Here is a 16,406-nt window from a genome sequence, read left to right on the forward strand (position 1 = left end):
CGCGGAAGTCCGTGCGCGCCACCTGGTTCGGTGCCGGTGCCGTATCCGCGCTGTGCGGCGCGCTGATCCTCGTCCCGGAGGCGTGGGCGCCCGCCGCCGTGCTCGCCCTCGGCGCCGCGGCCCTGGTCGCCGCGCGCCGCGATCCCGCCGCGGTCTGGACTGCGGCCGCGCTGGGCGGCGTCGGCGTCCTCCTCGCCGCGGAGCGCTACCGCGGCACCGTGCTCGCCATCGCCCGCGCAGCCCGGCACGGCGCGGGGACGGCGCCCGTGCTCACGGCCTCCGCGCTGGCTCTGCTGTTCGCGGTCGCCGTGCTGTGGCGGCTGCTCCCGGTGGTGCCGCGCGAGCAGCGGGCCGCGGCGGGCGTGGCCGCCGGGATCGTGTTCCTGGGCGCGATCACCGCGCTCCTGGCCAACGCCGGGTTCGCGCTCGCCGGCACCGAGGGCATGCGCTGGGGCCACGGCCTCGCGACGGTCACCTGGATGGCCGCGGGCGCCACGGCGCTGCTGCGTCGACGCTCGGGCGACGCCGTGCTCACGGTGGCGGGCCTGACGATGATCGGCGCCGCGGTCGCCAAGCTCTTCCTGTTCGACCTCGCGGCGCTCGACGGAGCCGTCCGAGTGATCGCCTTCCTCCTGGTCGGCGTCACCCTGCTCGGCGTCGGCGCCGCCTACGCAGCCAGGACCGAGCGGCCGCGGCGCGCGGCCTGACGGGCGCGGAACAGCCCCGCGGCCGCATCCGCGAGCCCGACCGTGGCGTAGGCGCCGGTGATCGCCACCATGAGGCGCCCCGCCCGGCGGGATTCGGCGTCGTCGGTCGCGGCGAACCGGGCCAGGCCGTTCGCGGTGTCCACCACGTCCACGAGCAGGCCGAGGCGGCGCCACCGCGCCCGGGTGGCACCGTCGCCCGTGAGGTAGCCGAGCCCGATCGCGAAAGCGCGCACCCCGAACACCCCGATCAGGTAGTCGGTGTGCGGCGCCCCGAGCGACGGTGCGCCCGCGACGCGAAGGTTCGTCCGCGGCGCGAGCACCGCGGCGGCGCCCCAGGCGATGCGCCCCGCCGCCATCGCGGTGAAGGCGGGGGACAGTCGGTCGGATGCGGTGATCGTGGTCGTCATGGCAGCGAGTCTCGGCCCGGGACCGGGCCGCGTCGATTACCCGGGAGGTAAAGCGGGCGCCTACCGTCCGGGCTAGCGTCGGGCTCGTGACGTGCGGAGAGATGATCCGGGACTGGCGCCTGCGGCGGCGGCTGACGCAGCTCGACCTGGCGCTCGCGGTCGGCGTCTCCGCGCGGCACCTCAGCTTCGTGGAGACCGGCCGGGCGCGGCCCAGCAGCCGCCTCGTCGCCGCGCTGGGGGAGCGGCTGGACATGCCGCTGGGCGCCCGCAACGAGGCGCTGCTGGCCGCGGGGTTCGCGCCGCGCTACTCCGCGCACCGCCTCGACGACGAGCCCATGCGCCCCGTCCGCGCCGCGCTGGACACCGTGCTCGCCGCCCACGCGCCGTACCCCGCGCTGGTCCTCGGCGACGGCTTCGACCTGGTGGCGGCCAACCCCGGCGCGACGCTGCTCGCGGCCGGCGTCGACGACGACCTGCTGGCCGCGCCGGTCAACGCCATGCGGCTCACGTTGCACCCGGGCGGGCTGGCGCGCCGCCTGGTCAACCACGCGCAGGTGCGGGACTCCCTGCTCGGCCGCATCCGGCGCACCCACGAACGCACGGCCGATCCCGCCCTCAAGGAGTTGTACGACGAGCTGCGCGCGTACCCGGCGCCGGCGGGCACCGTCGAACCCGATCCCGCGCCCGGCGTGTTCGTCCCGTTCCGGCTCCGCGGCGACGACGGTGCCGAGCTCGCGTTCGTCAGTACGCTCACCACGTTCGGCAGCCCGCGCGACGTGGTCCTCGAGAGCCTGGTGCTGGAGGCCTTCTACCCGATGGACGAAGCGACCCGGCGGGCGCTCGACCGCGCCGCCGCGGGGCTCGACGAACTCGTCGGCGACCTGCTGGCGCGGGCTCCGCACACGGCCGCGTACCTGCCCGCCGCCGCGGGCGACGGGGCCTCGGCCGGCCTCTCGCAGACCGGGCCTTGAAGCGCTAGCACTCCCATGGGTAGAGTGCTAAGTGGTTCGTGCGTCCCGGGTATCCGGGCGCACAGGTGACGCCGGCACCCGCGACGACGGCTGTGACTTTCGGGCCAGACAACTGACAGAAGACATCCACACATGGAGGCGAACTGTGGCAAGCGTGAACATCAAGCCGCTTGACGACAAGATCCTGGTCAAGGCCACCGAGGCCGAGACCACCACTGCGTCGGGCCTGGTTATTCCGGACACCGCCAAGGAGAAGCCGCAGACCGGCACCGTCGTCGCCGTCGGCGAGGGCCGCGTGACCGAGCAGGGCAACCGCGTCCCGACCGGCATCAGCGAGGGCGACACCGTGCTGTTCAGCAAGTACGGCGGCACCGAGTTCAACTACGACGGCGAGGAGTACCTGGTGCTCAGCTCGCGCGACGTCCTCGCCGTCATCGGCAAGTAGTCGGCAAGTACACGTGCGATCCCGGACCGCCCCGCCCGAAGCTGAGGGCGGGGCGGTCCGATCGTTTCTAAGGAGCTTGAAACATGGCTAAGCAGATCGAATTCGACGAGGTCGCGCGCCGCAGCCTCGAGGCCGGCGTCGACGCGCTCGCCGACGCGGTGAAGGTGACCCTCGGACCCCGCGGCCGGCACGTGGTGCTCGCCAAGGCGTTCGGCGGCCCCACCGTGACCAACGACGGCGTGACCATCGCCAAGGAGATCGAGCTCGACGATCCGGTCGAGAACCTCGGCGCCCAGCTGGTCAAGTCCGTCGCCACCAAGACCAACGATGTGGCGGGCGACGGCACCACCACCGCGACCGTGCTCGCCCAGGCGCTCGTCCGCGAGGGCCTGCGCAACGTGGCGGCCGGCGCCAACCCGATCGAGTTCGGCAAGGGCATCGGCGTGGCCGCCGACAAGGCCGCCGAGATCCTCGTCGCCCAGGCCACCCCCGTCGACGGGGAGAAGGCGATCGCCCAGGTCGCGACCGTGAGCTCGCGCGACTCCGAGCTCGGCGAGATGATCGGCGCCGCGATGACCAAGGTCGGCGCCGACGGCGTCGTCACGGTCGAGGAGAGCTCGGGCGTCGAGACCGACGTCGTGGTCACCGAGGGCGTGCAGTTCGACAAGGGCTACATCTCGCCGAACTTCGTCACGGATCTCGAGGAGCGCAAGGTCGTCTTCGACGATGCGCTCGTGCTGCTCTACCGCGACAAGATCAGCTCGCTGCCGGACTTCCTGCCGCTGCTCGAGAAGATCGTCGAGACCGGCAAGCCGGTGCTGATCGTGGCCGAGGACGTCGAGGGCGAGCCCCTCTCGACCCTGGTCCTCAACACGCTGCGCAAGACGATCAAGGCCGTCGCCGTGAAGGCGCCGTTCTTCGGTGACCGCCGCAAGGCCTTCCTCGAGGACCTCGCGATCGTCACGGGCGGCACCGTCATCAACACCGATCTGGGCCTGAGCCTGCAGACGGCCGGCGTCGACGTGCTGGGCAGCGCCCGCCGCGTGGAGGTCACCAAGGACTCGACCACCATCGTCGACGGTGCCGGGTCCAAGGACGACCTGCAGCAGCGCTCGGCGCAGATCAAGGCCGAGATCGAGGCCAGCGATTCCGATTGGGACCGCGAGAAGCTCTCCGAGCGCCTCGCGAAGCTGGCCGGCGGCGTCGCGGTGATCCGCGTCGGCGCGCACACCGAGACCGAGCTCAAGGAGCGCAAGCACCGCGTCGAGGACGCCGTGCACGCCGCCAAGGCCGCGGTCGAGGAGGGCATCGTCTCCGGTGGCGGCACCGCCCTGGTGAAGGTCGCCGCACAGCTCGCCGAGCTCGAGGGGTCGTCCGAGGGCGACTTCAAGATCGGTGTGCGGGCGTTCCGGCAGGCGCTGACCGCGCCGCTCTACTGGATCGCCAGCAACGCCGGTGAGGACGGCTCGGTCGTCATCAACCGGGTGGTCGAGACCGGCGACGGCTTCAACGCGGCCACGCTGGAGTTCGGCGACCTCATCGCCGACGGCGTGATCGACCCGGTCAAGGTGACCCGCAGCGCCGTGGTGAACGCCGCGTCCGTCTCGCGGATGATCCTCACCACAGAGGCGACCGTCGTGGACAAGCCGGTCGACGAGGACGACGACGCGCACGCCGGCCACGGCCACGCGCACTAGTTCCCCGCACGGTTCTCCGCAGTACGACGCCCCCGGCAGCAGCCGGGGGCGTCGTCGTTCGTCTGCGGGCGATTCAGCCCGCGATGCGGCGGCGGGTGTCGCGCTTCATCAGCGCGGCGCGCTCCGACTCCGACAGGCCGCCCCAGATGCCGTACGGCTCGGCGACGGCGATGGCGTGCGAGCGGCACTGCGCCAGGACCGGGCAGGTGTGGCAGAGTTCCTTGGCGCGGCGTTCGCGCTGTGCGCGGGCGCGGCCCCGCTCTCCGTCCGGATGGAAGAACACCGAGCTGTCCACGCCGCGGCACACGCCCCGCATCTGCCAGTCCCAGAAGTCGGCGTTGGGCCCGGGCAGTTCATTGGGTTGAGGCATCGCGTTCTCCAAACACTCGGCGTTGTCGCTGGCGAAACGTCGTTGTTTCCTCCGGGCATACCGTATGCAGTTCGCTTGACGAAGGTCAACAGGGCTTCCCCCGTTCCGGTGCCCTTGGGCTCACGGAGCGATTTAACATTGCGTTCATTCTCGCGACAGGCTAGGTGACATATTTGCGATCGCACAGCTTGCGGGTCGACGGGCGGTAAGGCCAGGTGAGGTGGTGTTCTCCGGGGCGCGGGAGGTGGGGGCTTCGCCGGCGATGGGGCCGGTTTCGCCTGGATGATGATTTACCTCCGGGTAACATGCAGATCCGATGTACAGCACCTAATAGGCATTTCGTGGATGCAAATCAGGGAAGGTTAAATCTTTGGAAACAGGTCGATCCGGGCGCCCGGAGGGGGCTGCGGAGGGTGCGCTCCGGGCCGCGTTCGGCGCCGGAGCGGGCGATCCGGGGCCGGCGGACTCGGCGGCGGGCCTCGCGTGGTGTTCCGCCGTCGCCCTCGCCGGGCGCGGGCGGTTCGCCGCCGCGCGGACCCGCACGCGCACCGTCGCCGACGGGCCGTTCGCCTCGGCCGCCCGGTGCCTGGAGGCCTCGATGGTGCGCCAGTCGGGCCGGCACCGGGACGCCTCGTCGCTCGACGGTGCCGCGCTCGGCGCCGCCCTCGACGCCCGAACACACCCCGCGTCGCCGTTGGATGTGGCATCGCGCGTCGACGCGGCCGTCGGCCTCGCCGCGGACGCGCTGGGCACGGGACGGTTTGCGCTCGCCGCGCGGATGCTCGACCGGGCGGACGGATACCTCGCCCTCGCGCCCGGTTCCGAACCGTGGTGGACGGTGCCCCGCGCCCGCCTCCGGCGCGACTGGGTGGCCGCGGAACTCGCCGTCTACTCCGGCGACGCGGACGGCGCGGCCCTCGCCGTCGCCGGATTGATCGCCGCAGATCCGGGGCCCGAAAAGCCCCGTCATCATGCGAAGACGCAGCTCATCGTGGCCGCCGGCCTGGCCTCCACGGGGGACCCCGACGGGGCGCGTGAGGCCGCGGACCGGGCGTATCAGGTCGCTACTCGCGACGGCTTGAATCCTCTATGGTGGGCCGGTGCGAAATTGTTGACCGCCTTGTCAGTCGCTGGGCGGGGGGAACGGTTCGTACGGGAGGCCGCCGAACGTGAAGCCGAATGGATTCGTGATGGCGCGGAACTGATACGGATGTAACGGCAGGATGCAGGCTGGCGATGAAACTGACAGGTGAGGAGCTGGACCACGCCGTACGCGCAGCGACGCGGGGCGACAGGTCCGCGCTCGCAGATGTGCTCGACACCATCCGACCCCTCGTCGTGCGGTACTGCCGCGCGCGGGTCGGCGGTGGCGAGCGCCACTCGCTGTCGGCAGAGGATATCGCGCAGGAGGTGTGCATGGCTGTGATGACGGCCCTGCCCCGTTACGAGGACCAGGGGCGCCCGTTCATGGCGTTCGTGTACGGCATCGCCGCGCACAAGGTCGCGGACGGGTTCCGATCCGCCTCGCGTAACAAATCCGACCCCTACGACGAGATGCCAGAGAGAGCGTCGCTGGACGGCGGCCCCGAGCTCATGGCCCTCGATTCCGAGGCCAACCGCAGAATGGGCCGGCTGCTCAGCTCGCTCCCCGAGAAACAGCGCGAGATCCTGATCCTCCGCGTGGTCGTCGGCCTGTCGGCCGAGGAGACCGCGGAGGCCGTGGGCGGCACCGCCGGTGCCGTCCGCGTCGCTCAGCATCGAGCACTGACCAAACTGAAGAACCAGATCGCGAAAGAAGGTGAGAACTGATGGCCGATAACGATCCGCGTAACACCGGAGGTGCGGGCGACCCCCGCGACCCCGAGCGCACGGCCGCTCACCGTCTCGGACCGCCGATGCGGCCCATGCGCCCCGGAAGTGCGCCCGGCGCGAACCGGGCGGACGCGGGGTACGTGGACCGGGTCACCGACGACGGCGCGCCCGTCGACGTGGCGGCGGTCCGGCGCGATGACGACCTGATCGAGGCGCTCGCCGCGGGCGGTGCCGTCAGCACCGCCGACGACACCGAGTTCGCGCTCGCATCCCTGCTCGCGGACTGGCGCGACGAGATCGTCACCACGCCCGTTCCCGCGGGCCCGTCCCTCGACGAGGCCGCGGCAGCCGCGGAGAGCGGGCGCCGGCAGGGCGGCGGCCGCGGGGGCGACCGCGGACCGTCGACCGACGGTGTGACGCCCCTGGCGGACGCGCCCGGCCGCAAGCGCGCCCGGAGGTTCACCGTGATCGCCGGCTCCGCCGCCGCGGCCCTCGCCATCCTGGGCGGCGGCACCGTGGTGGTGAACTCCGCGACCCCGGGCGACGGTGCCCTGTGGAGCGTCAAGGAGGTCGTCTTCTCCGACGCCGCGTCGCAGACCCTCGCCACCTCGCAGGCCAAGGAGCAGCTCGCGATCGCCGATCGGGAGATCAGCGCGAGCAACCCGTCGGCCGCCGAGACGGCGCTGGTCAGCGCGCGCCAGGAGGCCGCGAAGGTCAAGAACGCGCGGGACCGCGCGAAGCTGCAGGAGCGGATCCGGGCCCTCGAGGCGCAGGCGGAGCTGCCGATCGGTTCCACCGACCTGCCCCCGTCGCACACTCAGGACCCCACGACCCGCCCGACGTCGCCCGATCCGACGACGGTGTCCCCGCCGCCGCAGACCACGGTCGACCCCACGATCATGCTGAAGCCGACCACGTCGAAGCCGAAGCCGACCTCCACGACGAAGCCGAAGCCGACCGAGCCGTCGGACGATCCGACGACCACCACGACGACGAAGCCGAAGCCGACCACCACGACGACGACCACGAAGCCGCGGCCGACGTTCACGGTGCAGCGCCCGGGGCAGTTGCCCGGCGAGTGACGTTCATGACAGCGGAAGGGCCCCACCCGGAGGTGGGGCCCTTCCTGCGTCTCGAGTGCGGCTACTCCTCGTTGGCGAGGTTCATCGCGGCGTCGGCGTAGCCGCGGCAGTAATCCCACGTGACGTAGGCGTCGGGGGCGGGATCGTAGGCCGGCTCGTGCGGCCGGACGGTGCCGTCGACGAGCAGCTGCAGCAGATTCGCGCGCAGCATGTCCCAGTCGTGGTAGTGATCCTCCTGGCAGTCGTCGCAGCAGATCACCAGGCCGCGGATGCCGCGATGCGCGAGAAGCGCCTCGTACACGGAGAGGTCGGCCAGGTCCTCCTCGACCGCCAGGCGTTCGGCGGGGTCGAGCGGTTGGCCGGGATCGAGGGAGTCGAGCGCGGCCGTCGGATCGCTCGGATCGTCCGCGAACGGATCCGGCGGGAGCCCGGGTGGAAGGTTGTTGCGCACGACCCCACGGTACGCAGAAAGCGCACGTTCTGGCCAGTCACACGCCCTGCGTGAGCCGAAGTATCCGCCGCGTACCATGGATACATGACGCGTTCCGCCGCATCCGCGCCCGCTTCCACCGGCCCCGTGACCATCGGGGGGGACGATCCGAACAAGGTCGCCCTGCGGGGCCTGACCTTCGACGACGTCCTTCTCGTCCCGGCCGCCTCGGACATCGTCCCCTCGGCGGTGGACACCTCGACGCAGCTCACCCGGTTGATCTCGCTCAAGGTGCCGCTCATCAGCTCGGCGATGGACACCGTCACCGAGGCCCGGATGGCCATCTCCATGGCCCGCAACGGGGGCATGGGCGTCCTGCACCGCAACCTCTCGGTCGACGCGCAGGCCCAGCAGGTGGAGACGGTGAAGCGCTCGGAGGCCGGCATGGTCACCGACCCGGTCACCTGCAGCCCGTCGGACACGCTCCGCGAGGTCGACGACATGTGCGGCCGATTCCGCATCTCCGGCCTGCCGGTGACGGACGAGCAGGGCACGCTGGTCGGCATCATCACCAACCGCGACATGCGCTTCGAGGTCGATTTCGATCGCCCGGTGTCCGAGGTGATGACGAAGGCGCCGCTGATCACCGCGCAGGAGGGGGTCACGGCCGAGGCGGCGCTGGGCCTGCTGCGCCGGCACAAGATCGAGAAGCTCCCGATCGTGGACGGCAACGGCAAGCTCACCGGGCTGATCACGGTCAAGGACTTCGTCAAGACCGAGCAGCACCCGCATGCCACCAAGGACTCCGACGGCCGGCTGCTGGTCGGTGCCGCGGTCGGCGCGGGCGACGAGGCGTGGGAGCGCGCGATGGCGCTGCGCGACGCCGGAGTCGACGTGCTCGTGGTCGATTCGGCGCACGGCCATTCCAGCGGCGTGCTCAACATGATCGAGAAGCTCAAGGCGGAGCTGGGCGACGACGTGCAGATCATCGGCGGCAACATCGCGACGCGCAGCGGCGCGGCCGCGCTCGTCGAGGCGGGCGCCGATGCGGTGAAGGTCGGCGTCGGCCCCGGCTCCATCTGCACCACCCGCGTGGTCGCCGGCGTCGGCGCCCCGCAGATCACCGCCATCCTGGAGGCCAACGCGGTGTGCGCCGCGGCGGGCGTCCCCGTAATCGCCGACGGCGGCCTGCAGTTCTCGGGCGACGTGGCGAAGGCCCTGGCGGCCGGCGCCTCGACGGCCATGCTCGGCTCCCTCCTGGCGGGCACCGCGGAGTCGCCCGGTGAGTTGATCCTGGTGGGCGGCAAGCAGTTCAAGAGCTACCGCGGCATGGGCAGCCTCGGCGCCATGCAGGGCCGCGGCCAGGGCAAGTCGTACTCCAAGGACCGCTACTTCCAGGACGACGTGCTCTCCGAGGACAAGCTGGTGCCCGAGGGCATCGAGGGCCGCGTGCCGTTCCGCGGCCCGCTGAGCTCGGTCATCCACCAGCTGACCGGCGGCCTCCGCGCGGCGATGGGGTACACGGGCAGCCAGACCATCGCCGACCTGCATCGCGCCCAGTTCGTGCAGATCACCGCGGCGGGTCTGAAAGAATCGCACCCGCACGACATCACGATGACGGTCGAGGCGCCGAACTACACCACGCGCTAGGCCGGGGCTGGACGCGGCCGCACGGCCGCACGTCGGGGGCGAGGTCCCCGGAATCGGAAGGACTGAGCGCGTTGCGCGACATGGTTGAGATCGGCATGGGCCGGACGGCTCGACGCACCTACGAACTGCAGGACGTGAACATCGTCCCGTCGCGGCGGACCCGCTCGTCGAAGGAGGTGTCCACCGCCTGGCAGCTCGACGCGTACCGCTTCGACACCCCTATCCTGGCGCACCCCACCGACGCGGTCGGCTCGCCGGACTTCGCGATCGAGCTCGGCAAGCTGGGCGGCCTGGGCGTGCTCAACGCAGAGGGGCTGTTCTCGCGGCACCGCGATGCGCAGGCCAAGCTCGACGAGGTGGTGGCGCTCGCGGCCTCCGACATCACGGGGGTCTCGGCGATCCGCCGCCTGCAGGAGCTGCACGCCGCGCCGCTGGATCCCGAGCTGCTGGCCGCCGCCGTCGGGCAGGTCCGGGACGCCGGCGTGACCGTCGCGGTGCGGGTGTCGCCGCAGCGTGCGCGAGAGCTGACGCCGGTGCTGGTCAAGGCGGGGATCGACCTGCTGGTGATCCACGGCACCATCATCTCGGCGGAGCACGTCTCCGCCGAGGATTCGGCGGGGGAGCCGCTCAACCTCAAGACCTTCATCGGCGATCTCGACGTGCCCGTCGTGGCGGGCGGCGTGAGCGATCACCGCACCGCGCTGCACCTCATGCGCACGGGCGCGGCCGGCGTCATCGTGGGCTACGGCTCCGCCGAGGGCGCCACCACCACCCGCGAGGTGCTGGGCATCGGGGTGCCGATGGCCACGGCCATCGCCGACGCGGCCGCGGCCCGTCGCGACTACCTGGACGAGACCGGCGGCCGGTACGTGCACGTCATCGCCGACGGCGACATCTACAGCTCGGGCGACGTGGCGCGCGCCATCGCGTGCGGCGCGGACGCGACGATGCTGGGCGCCCCGCTGGCCGTGGCCGCGGAGGCGCCGGGGAAGGGCTGGTACTGGCCGTCGGTGGCCGCGCACCCGTCGATGCCGCGCGGTGCCGTGGCGCCCGCGCAGCTGGGCGGGCTGGACGCGGGGGAGACGGCGGCGTCGCCGTCGCTGGCGACCATCGTGAGCGGACCGTCGGGCGAGCCGAACGGCCAGTTGAACCTGGTCGGAGGCCTGCGCCGGTCGATGGCGAAGGCCGGTTACAGCGAGCTCAAGGAGTTCCAGAAGGTGGGCCTGAACGTCGCGTACTGACGCGAAGGCCTGTTATTGAGTCGCGTTTAGTAGTACCGTTACCCGGCAGTAGGGCCGTTTCAGCCGCGGCCCGGTGACACATGTCCTTCTCGGACGGGTGAGGGGTATCGCGACATGGCCAAGGGACTCAAGAAGGCACTGACGCAGGACGCGGGCGACCACTTCGACGTGCTCGTGATCGGCTCCGGCTTCGGAGGCAGCGTCACGGCGCTGCGGTTGACCGAGAAGGGCTACCGCGTGGGCGTCCTGGAGGCGGGCCGCCGGTACGAGGACGAGGATTTCGCCGAGACCACGTGGAACCTCAAGAAGTTCCTGTGGGCGCCCAAGCTCGGCTGCTACGGCATCCAGCGGATCCACCTGCTCAACGACGCCGTGGTGCTCGCCGGCGCCGGCGTGGGCGGCGGCTCCCTGAACTACGCGAACACCCTCTACAAGCCGCCCGCGCCGTTCTTCAACGACCCGCAGTGGAAGGCCATCACGGACTGGGACGACGAGCTCAGCCCGTTCTACGACCAGGCCCGCCGCATGCTGGGCGTGGTGAAGAACCCGCACGAGACCCCGTCGGACCGCGTGATCAAGCAGATCGCGGAGGAGATGGGCGTCGCGGACACGTACACCGAGACCCCCGTCGGCGTGTACTTCAACCGGCCGGGCCGCACGGACGAGGACCCCTTCTTCGGCGGCGCGGGCCCCGCCCGCACCGGCTGCACCGAGTGCGGCCAGTGCATGTCGGGCTGCCGCGTGGGCGCGAAGAACACGCTGATGAAGAACTACATCCACCTCGCCGAGAAGGGCGGCGCGCGGTTCATCCCGATGACCACGGTCACCGGGCTGCGCGAGGGCCGCAAGGGCGTGTGGGAGGTCTACACCGAGCGCACCGGCGCAGTCGCCCGCAAGAACCGCACCGTCTACACCGCGGACAACGTGGTCTTCGCGGCCGGTACCTGGGGCACCCAGACGCTGCTGCACTCGCTCAAGGACACCGGCGCGCTGCCCGAGTTGTCGGACCGGCTCGGTGTGCTCACCCGCACCAATTCGGAGTCGATCCTGGGATCGGCTCGCGTGCACGCGGATCCGGATCAGGACCTGTCCCAGGGGGTCGCGATCACCAGCTCCTTCTACCCGACGCCCGATACCCACATCGAGCCCGTCCGCTACGGGCCCGGCCGCAACGCGATGGGGCTGCTGCAGACCCTCCTGGTGGACGGCGGTGCGGGCCGCACCCGGCTCTCGGGCTTCGTCAAGGGGCTCGCGAAGAAGCCGTCGGACCTGAAACTGCTGCTGACGCAGAAGAACTGGGGTCAGCGGGTGCTGATCCTGCTGGTGATGCAGAGCCTCGACAACTCGATCACCACGTACACCAAGAAGATCCCCGGCTCGAAGAAGCGCCGCATGGTGTCCAAGCAGGGCCACGGCGCCCCGAACCCCACGTGGATCCCGGCGGGCAACGAGGCGGCGCGGATCGGCGCCGAGAAACTGAACGGCGTGGCGGGAGGCACCTGGGGCGACATCTTCAACGTGCCCATGACCGCCCACTTCCTCGGCGGCGCGGCGATCTCGGAGACGCCGGAGACCGGTGTGATCGACCCGTATCACCGTGTGCACAACTACCCGTCGCTGTTCGTGGTCGACGGCGCCGCCATCTCCGCGAACCTCGGCGTGAACCCGTCGCTGTCGATCGCCGCGCAGGCCGAGCGGGCCGCGTCGCTGTGGCCGAACAAGGGCGAAGCGGATCCGCGTCCCGCGCAGGGCGCCGGCTACCGCCGGATCGCGCCGACCGCCCCGAAGGCCCCCGCCGTGCCCGAGGGTGCCCCCGGCCAGCTGCTGCTGCCGCTGCCGAAGGTCCGCCCGGCTCAGGACGCCGAGACCCAGGCCTGAGCGCCTTCGGCGGCGCTACGCTTCAGTGCCATGACGCGCGTCGACGAGATCGTGGCCGAGCTGGCGGAGCTGGAGGACCCGAAGGCGCGCGCCGTCAACGAGCGCCGCGGTGACCCGCACGGCGTGAACCTCACGACGCTGCGGGCGCTGGCGAAGTCGATCGGCACCGACCGGGAGCTGGCGGGCGCGCTCTGGCATTCGGGCGACGTCCCCGCGCAGCTCGTGGCCCTGCTCATCAGCAGGCCGAAGCAGTACACCGCGGACGAGCTGGACGCGATGCTCCGCTCCACCCGCAGCGACAAGGCGCACGACTGGCTGCTGAACTACCTGGTCACGAAGTCGCCGCACGCCGACGAGCTGCGAGCGCGGTGGTGGGAGGACCCGGATTCGCGGGTCCGGGCGGCCGCCTGGACACTCGCCACTCGCACGGTGCCGCAGGGTGACCTCGACCGGGACGCTCTGCTCGACACCATCGCCCGCGAGATGCGCGACGCCGACCCGAAGCTGCAGTGGGCGATGAACGAGACGCTCGCGACCATCGGCATCGAGGACGCGGCCCGCCGCGCCCGCGCCGTGGAGATCGGGGAGGAGCTGCAGGTGCTCGCCGACTACCCGGTGTCCAAGGGATGCACCTCCCCGTTCGCGCCGGCGTGGATCGCGGAGATCGTCCGTCGCCGCGAGGGCTGACCGAAACCAGGGGTGGAACCGGTGGAATCCCTGATGCCCGATGGGGGTTCGGCGCCGTAGCGTGACCGGCATGTCCGCTGGATTCCCCCTCGTCACCGTCTTCATCCGCCCCGAGGACGAGCCGTGCGTCGCCGCGGCGATCGGCGGCCTCCTCGACACGAGCACGTCGCGGTTCGAGTTCGCGACCTCCCCGGAGGACCCGTCGCTGCGCCGGCAGTGGGCGATCGAGCACCCCGGCGTCCCTGTGGCGGACCGTCGCTGCCGGGTGCTGTGGGCGCGGTTCGACGAGTCCGACGCGCACCGGGTCGCGGAGGCCGCGATCGACGTCCTGTCCCCGCACGCGCGGGCGGAGAACGAGGCGATCCTCGCCGGACGGGACGTGCACGCGACCCCGGACGAGTACCCCTGGTACGCGCACGTGCCGCTGTGGGAGACCGTCGACGCACCCTGACGCGGCGCCGCCGCACTCGGACATGGCGCCGCCGCTCGGGGCGGGGCCGCCCGCGACTAGACTGTCCCGGGTGACGGACACTTCCCCCAGCCCGGTTCTGGTCGTCGACTTCGGCGCGCAGTACGCGCAGCTCATCGCGCGCCGCGTGCGTGAGGCGCGGATCTACTCGGAGGTGGTGCCGCACACCATCACCGCCGACGAGGTGCGCGCGAAGAACCCGGCGGCCATCGTGCTGTCCGGCGGCCCCGCGTCGGTGTATGCGGAGGACGCGCCGAACCTCGACCCCGCGGTGTTCGATCTGGGCGTCCCCGTGTTCGGCATCTGCTACGGCTTCCAGATGATGGCCCGCGCGCTGGGCGGCACCGTCGCCAACACGGGCGGCCGCGAGTTCGGCCGCACCGTCTTCAGCCCCGACGGGGGCGTGCTGCACGCCGGGCTGCCCGCGGAGCAGCCGGTGTGGATGAGCCACAACGACGCGGTGCAGATCGCCCCCGAGGGCTTCACCACGGTCGGCTCCACGCCGGGCGCGCCCGTCGCGTCGTTCGAGCACGTCGGGAAGAAGATGGCCGGCGTCCAGTACCACCCCGAGGTGCTGCACAGCCCGCACGGCCAGGAGGTGCTCACCCGCTTCCTGTACGAGATCGCCGGGCTCACGCCCACGTGGACCCCGGCGAACATCGCCGAGCAGCTCATCGAGGACGTGCGCGAGCAGGTCGGCGACGGCCTGGCGCTGTGCGCGCTGTCCGGCGGCGTGGACTCGGCGGTGGCGGCCGCGCTCGTGCAGCGCGCCATCGGCGACCGGCTCACCTGCGTCTTCGTCGACCACGGCCTGCTGCGGCAGGGCGAGCGCGAGCAGGTGCAGACGGACTTCGTGGACGCGACCGGCGCGCGCCTGGTGACCGTCGACGCGGAGGAGACGTTCCTCGGGCACCTCAAGGGCGTCTCCGATCCGGAGGAGAAGCGCAAGATCATCGGCCGCGAGTTCATCCGCTCGTTCGAGGACGTCGTCTCGGAGGCGCTGGGGGCGCGGGCCGCGGAGGGGCACACCATCGACTTCCTCGTCCAGGGCACCCTCTACCCGGACGTGGTGGAGTCGGGCGGCGGCAGCGGCACCGCGAACATCAAGAGCCATCACAACGTGGGCGGGCTCCCCGAGGACCTCGAGTTCACCCTCGTCGAGCCGCTGCGGCTGCTGTTCAAGGACGAGGTGCGCGCGGTGGGCCGCGAACTGGGCCTCCCGGAGGAGATCGTCGGGCGGCAGCCGTTCCCGGGGCCGGGCCTGGCGATCCGCATCGTCGGCGAGGTCACCAAGGACCGTCTGGACCTGCTGCGCAAGGCCGACGCGATCGCCCGCGAGGAGCTGACCGCCGCCGGGCTCGACGGGACCATCTGGCAGTGCCCGGTGGTGCTGCTCGCGGACGTGCGCAGCGTGGGAGTGCAGGGCGACGGCCGCACCTACGGCCACCCGATCGTGCTGCGCCCCGTCAGCTCCGAGGACGCCATGACCGCGGACTGGACGCGCGTGCCCTACGAGACGCTCGAGACCATCTCCACGCGGATCACCAACGAGGTCGAAGAGGTCAACCGCGTGGTGCTCGACGTGACGAGCAAGCCGCCGGGCACCATCGAATGGGAATAACGGTCGTGAACTGACCGGTGCCGTCGGTACCGTCGGAACCATGACGATTCTGGTGACGGGTGCGACGGGAAACATCGGACGGAAGGTCGTCGACGAGCTGTTGGCGAGGGGAGCGACGGACGTCCGTGCGCTCACCACCAATCCGGCGAAGGCGCGGCTCCCCGAAGGGGTGCAGGCCTTTCCGGGGTTCATCGGCAAGCCGGAGACGCTGGACGGGGAGCACGGCGACGCGTTCGAGGGCGTGACCGCCATGTACCTCGCGCCGTATCCGGCGACGGCGGCCGAGGTGCTGCGCCGCGCCAGGGAGGCGGGCGTGCAGTACGTGGTCGCCACGTCGGGCGGCGCGCACTGGCAGGAGCTGACCGACACGATCAACGCGAGCGGCCTCGACGTGACGAACCTCGGCCCGGGCGAGTTCCTGGAGAACTTCTCGGGCTGGGCCGGGCAGGTGGCCGAGGGCGTGGTCCGCGAACCGTATCCGGAGGCGGGCAGCGCGCCGATCGGCATGGGGGACATCGCCTCCGTGGCCGCCGCTCTGCTCACGGCCGAGGACCGTACGCCGCACGTCGGGCGGATGTACGAGCTGACCGGGCCGGAGTACCTGACCCGGCCGCAGATGGCCGCGCAGATCGGTGAGGGCATCGGCCGTGCGGTGCGGTTCGAGCAGATCAGCCGCGAGGCCGCGGAGGAGATGCTGCGCCCGCAGATGGGCGACATGGCGTCCTGGTACCTGGATCTCCTGGCGTCGTCGGTCGAGTGGAAGCAGCAGCCGAACGACCTGGTGGAGCGGCTCACGGGCCGGCCCGCCACCTCGCTGAAGCAGTGGGCGGCCGCGAACAGGGAGCTGTTCGCGGCCTGACGGTCCGCCCCCCTGACAGGGGAATGCCCGGGGCGCGTGGGTGAGGGAGAACGCGCCCCGGGCAAGTCTTCTGGTGCGAT

At 71.6% G+C, this 16,406-nt stretch carries 17 protein-coding genes; 14 read left to right on the top strand and 3 right to left on the bottom strand.

The features are described from left to right. Positions 1–707, top strand: a 707-nt coding sequence (locus BN39_RS10830) for a DUF2339 domain-containing protein (RefSeq protein ID WP_019202419.1), incomplete at its 5' end; no start/stop codon positions are given. Here BN39_RS10830 and BN39_RS10835 read toward each other — a convergent pair. Further along, on the bottom strand, positions 668–1,114 hold the full coding sequence (locus tag BN39_RS10835) for a hypothetical protein (RefSeq protein WP_019202420.1): 447 nt from the start codon (positions 1,112–1,114) through the stop codon (positions 668–670). The two genes, BN39_RS10830 and BN39_RS10835, sit on opposite strands and share 40 nt — an antisense overlap. An 86-nt stretch (positions 1,115–1,200) precedes the next feature. Between BN39_RS10835 and BN39_RS10840 the strand changes: the two genes are divergently transcribed. The 3 genes from BN39_RS10840 (at position 1,201) to groL (ending at position 4,227) form a co-directional block, all read left to right on the top strand. Next, on the top strand, positions 1,201–2,085 hold the full coding sequence (locus BN39_RS10840) for a helix-turn-helix domain-containing protein (RefSeq protein WP_237741644.1): 885 nt from the start codon (positions 1,201–1,203) through the stop codon (positions 2,083–2,085). A 145-nt stretch (positions 2,086–2,230) separates the two neighbouring features. After that, positions 2,231–2,530, top strand: coding sequence for a co-chaperone GroES (gene groES, locus BN39_RS10845; protein WP_040766182.1), 300 nt, complete (start codon positions 2,231–2,233; stop codon positions 2,528–2,530). Positions 2,531–2,613: 83 nt separating this feature from the next. Continuing rightward, positions 2,614–4,227, top strand: a complete 1,614-nt coding sequence (gene groL, locus BN39_RS10850) for a chaperonin GroEL (protein ID WP_019202423.1) — start codon at positions 2,614–2,616, stop codon at positions 4,225–4,227. Positions 4,228–4,300: 73 nt separating this feature from the next. On the opposite strand, the gene BN39_RS10855 is transcribed toward groL, so the two are convergent. Then, positions 4,301–4,597 carry a WhiB family transcriptional regulator gene (locus tag BN39_RS10855; RefSeq protein ID WP_040767470.1) on the bottom strand — a complete coding sequence of 99 codons (297 nt, stop codon included), beginning with the start codon at positions 4,595–4,597 and terminating at the stop codon, positions 4,301–4,303. Between the two features lie 370 nt (positions 4,598–4,967). Between BN39_RS10855 and BN39_RS10860 the strand changes: the two genes are divergently transcribed. Genes BN39_RS10860 through BN39_RS22235 form a run of 3 tightly spaced genes read left to right on the top strand, consistent with a single transcriptional unit; the run spans position 4,968 to position 7,491 of the window. Further along, entirely contained in the window at positions 4,968–5,813 is an 846-nt protein-coding gene (locus tag BN39_RS10860; RefSeq protein ID WP_019202425.1) for a hypothetical protein, read from the top strand. A gap of 20 nt (positions 5,814–5,833) precedes the next feature. Beyond that, positions 5,834–6,406 carry a sigma-70 family RNA polymerase sigma factor gene (locus BN39_RS10865; protein WP_019202426.1) on the top strand — a complete coding sequence of 191 codons (573 nt, stop codon included), beginning with the start codon at positions 5,834–5,836 and terminating at the stop codon, positions 6,404–6,406. Further along, positions 6,406–7,491 carry an anti-sigma-D factor RsdA gene (locus BN39_RS22235; RefSeq protein ID WP_019202427.1) on the top strand — a complete coding sequence of 362 codons (1,086 nt, stop codon included), beginning with the start codon at positions 6,406–6,408 and terminating at the stop codon, positions 7,489–7,491. The genes BN39_RS10865 and BN39_RS22235 overlap by 1 nt, the downstream gene beginning before the upstream one ends. 61 nt (positions 7,492–7,552) lie before the next feature. On the opposite strand, the gene BN39_RS10875 is transcribed toward BN39_RS22235, so the two are convergent. After that, on the bottom strand, positions 7,553–7,942 hold the full coding sequence (locus BN39_RS10875; RefSeq protein ID WP_019202428.1) for a DUF5319 domain-containing protein: 390 nt from the start codon (positions 7,940–7,942) through the stop codon (positions 7,553–7,555). 84 nt (positions 7,943–8,026) lie between these two features. Between BN39_RS10875 and guaB the strand changes: the two genes are divergently transcribed. The 7 genes from guaB (at position 8,027) to BN39_RS10910 (ending at position 16,326) form a co-directional block, all read left to right on the top strand. Next, positions 8,027–9,571, top strand: coding sequence for an IMP dehydrogenase (guaB, locus tag BN39_RS10880; protein WP_019202429.1), 1,545 nt, complete (start codon positions 8,027–8,029; stop codon positions 9,569–9,571). A 71-nt stretch (positions 9,572–9,642) separates the two neighbouring features. Next, positions 9,643–10,812 carry a GuaB3 family IMP dehydrogenase-related protein gene (locus BN39_RS10885; RefSeq protein ID WP_040766185.1) on the top strand — a complete coding sequence of 390 codons (1,170 nt, stop codon included), beginning with the start codon at positions 9,643–9,645 and terminating at the stop codon, positions 10,810–10,812. 114 nt (positions 10,813–10,926) lie between these two features. Continuing rightward, positions 10,927–12,690, top strand: a complete 1,764-nt coding sequence (locus BN39_RS10890; RefSeq protein ID WP_019202431.1) for an FAD-dependent oxidoreductase — start codon at positions 10,927–10,929, stop codon at positions 12,688–12,690. Between the two features lie 30 nt (positions 12,691–12,720). Then, positions 12,721–13,377, top strand: a complete 657-nt coding sequence (locus BN39_RS10895) for a DNA alkylation repair protein (RefSeq protein ID WP_019202432.1) — start codon at positions 12,721–12,723, stop codon at positions 13,375–13,377. Positions 13,378–13,447: 70 nt separating this feature from the next. Further along, entirely contained in the window at positions 13,448–13,828 is a 381-nt protein-coding gene (locus BN39_RS10900; protein WP_148281464.1) for a hypothetical protein, read from the top strand. Positions 13,829–13,898: 70 nt separating this feature from the next. Next, positions 13,899–15,467, top strand: coding sequence for a glutamine-hydrolyzing GMP synthase (gene guaA / locus BN39_RS10905; protein WP_019202434.1), 1,569 nt, complete (start codon positions 13,899–13,901; stop codon positions 15,465–15,467). Between the two features lie 40 nt (positions 15,468–15,507). Then, positions 15,508–16,326, top strand: coding sequence for an SDR family oxidoreductase (locus tag BN39_RS10910; protein ID WP_019202435.1), 819 nt, complete (start codon positions 15,508–15,510; stop codon positions 16,324–16,326). Positions 16,327–16,406 lie beyond the last annotated feature (80 nt).

The organism is Tsukamurella sp. 1534 (assembly GCF_000312385.1).
In the GTDB taxonomy this organism is placed as follows: Bacteria; Actinomycetota; Actinomycetes; order Mycobacteriales; family Mycobacteriaceae; genus Tsukamurella.

What these genes read in the sequence shown, in the direction of transcription:
- BN39_RS10855 (WP_040767470.1), bottom strand. Translation starts at nt 4,597, where the DNA reads ATGCCTCAACCCAATGAACTGCCCGGGCCCAACGCCGACTTCTGGGAC.
- BN39_RS10835 (WP_019202420.1), bottom strand. Translation starts at nt 1,114, where the DNA reads ATGACGACCACGATCACCGCATCCGACCGACTGTCCCCCGCCTTCACC.
- BN39_RS10900 (WP_148281464.1), top strand. Translation starts at nt 13,448, where the DNA reads ATGTCCGCTGGATTCCCCCTCGTCACCGTCTTCATCCGCCCCGAGGAC.
- BN39_RS10890 (WP_019202431.1), top strand. Translation starts at nt 10,927, where the DNA reads ATGGCCAAGGGACTCAAGAAGGCACTGACGCAGGACGCGGGCGACCAC.
- BN39_RS10910 (WP_019202435.1), top strand. Translation starts at nt 15,508, where the DNA reads ATGACGATTCTGGTGACGGGTGCGACGGGAAACATCGGACGGAAGGTC.
- groL (WP_019202423.1), top strand. Translation starts at nt 2,614, where the DNA reads ATGGCTAAGCAGATCGAATTCGACGAGGTCGCGCGCCGCAGCCTCGAG.
- BN39_RS22235 (WP_019202427.1), top strand. Translation starts at nt 6,406, where the DNA reads ATGGCCGATAACGATCCGCGTAACACCGGAGGTGCGGGCGACCCCCGC.
- BN39_RS10895 (WP_019202432.1), top strand. Translation starts at nt 12,721, where the DNA reads ATGACGCGCGTCGACGAGATCGTGGCCGAGCTGGCGGAGCTGGAGGAC.
- guaB (WP_019202429.1), top strand. Translation starts at nt 8,027, where the DNA reads ATGACGCGTTCCGCCGCATCCGCGCCCGCTTCCACCGGCCCCGTGACC.
- BN39_RS10865 (WP_019202426.1), top strand. Translation starts at nt 5,834, where the DNA reads ATGAAACTGACAGGTGAGGAGCTGGACCACGCCGTACGCGCAGCGACG.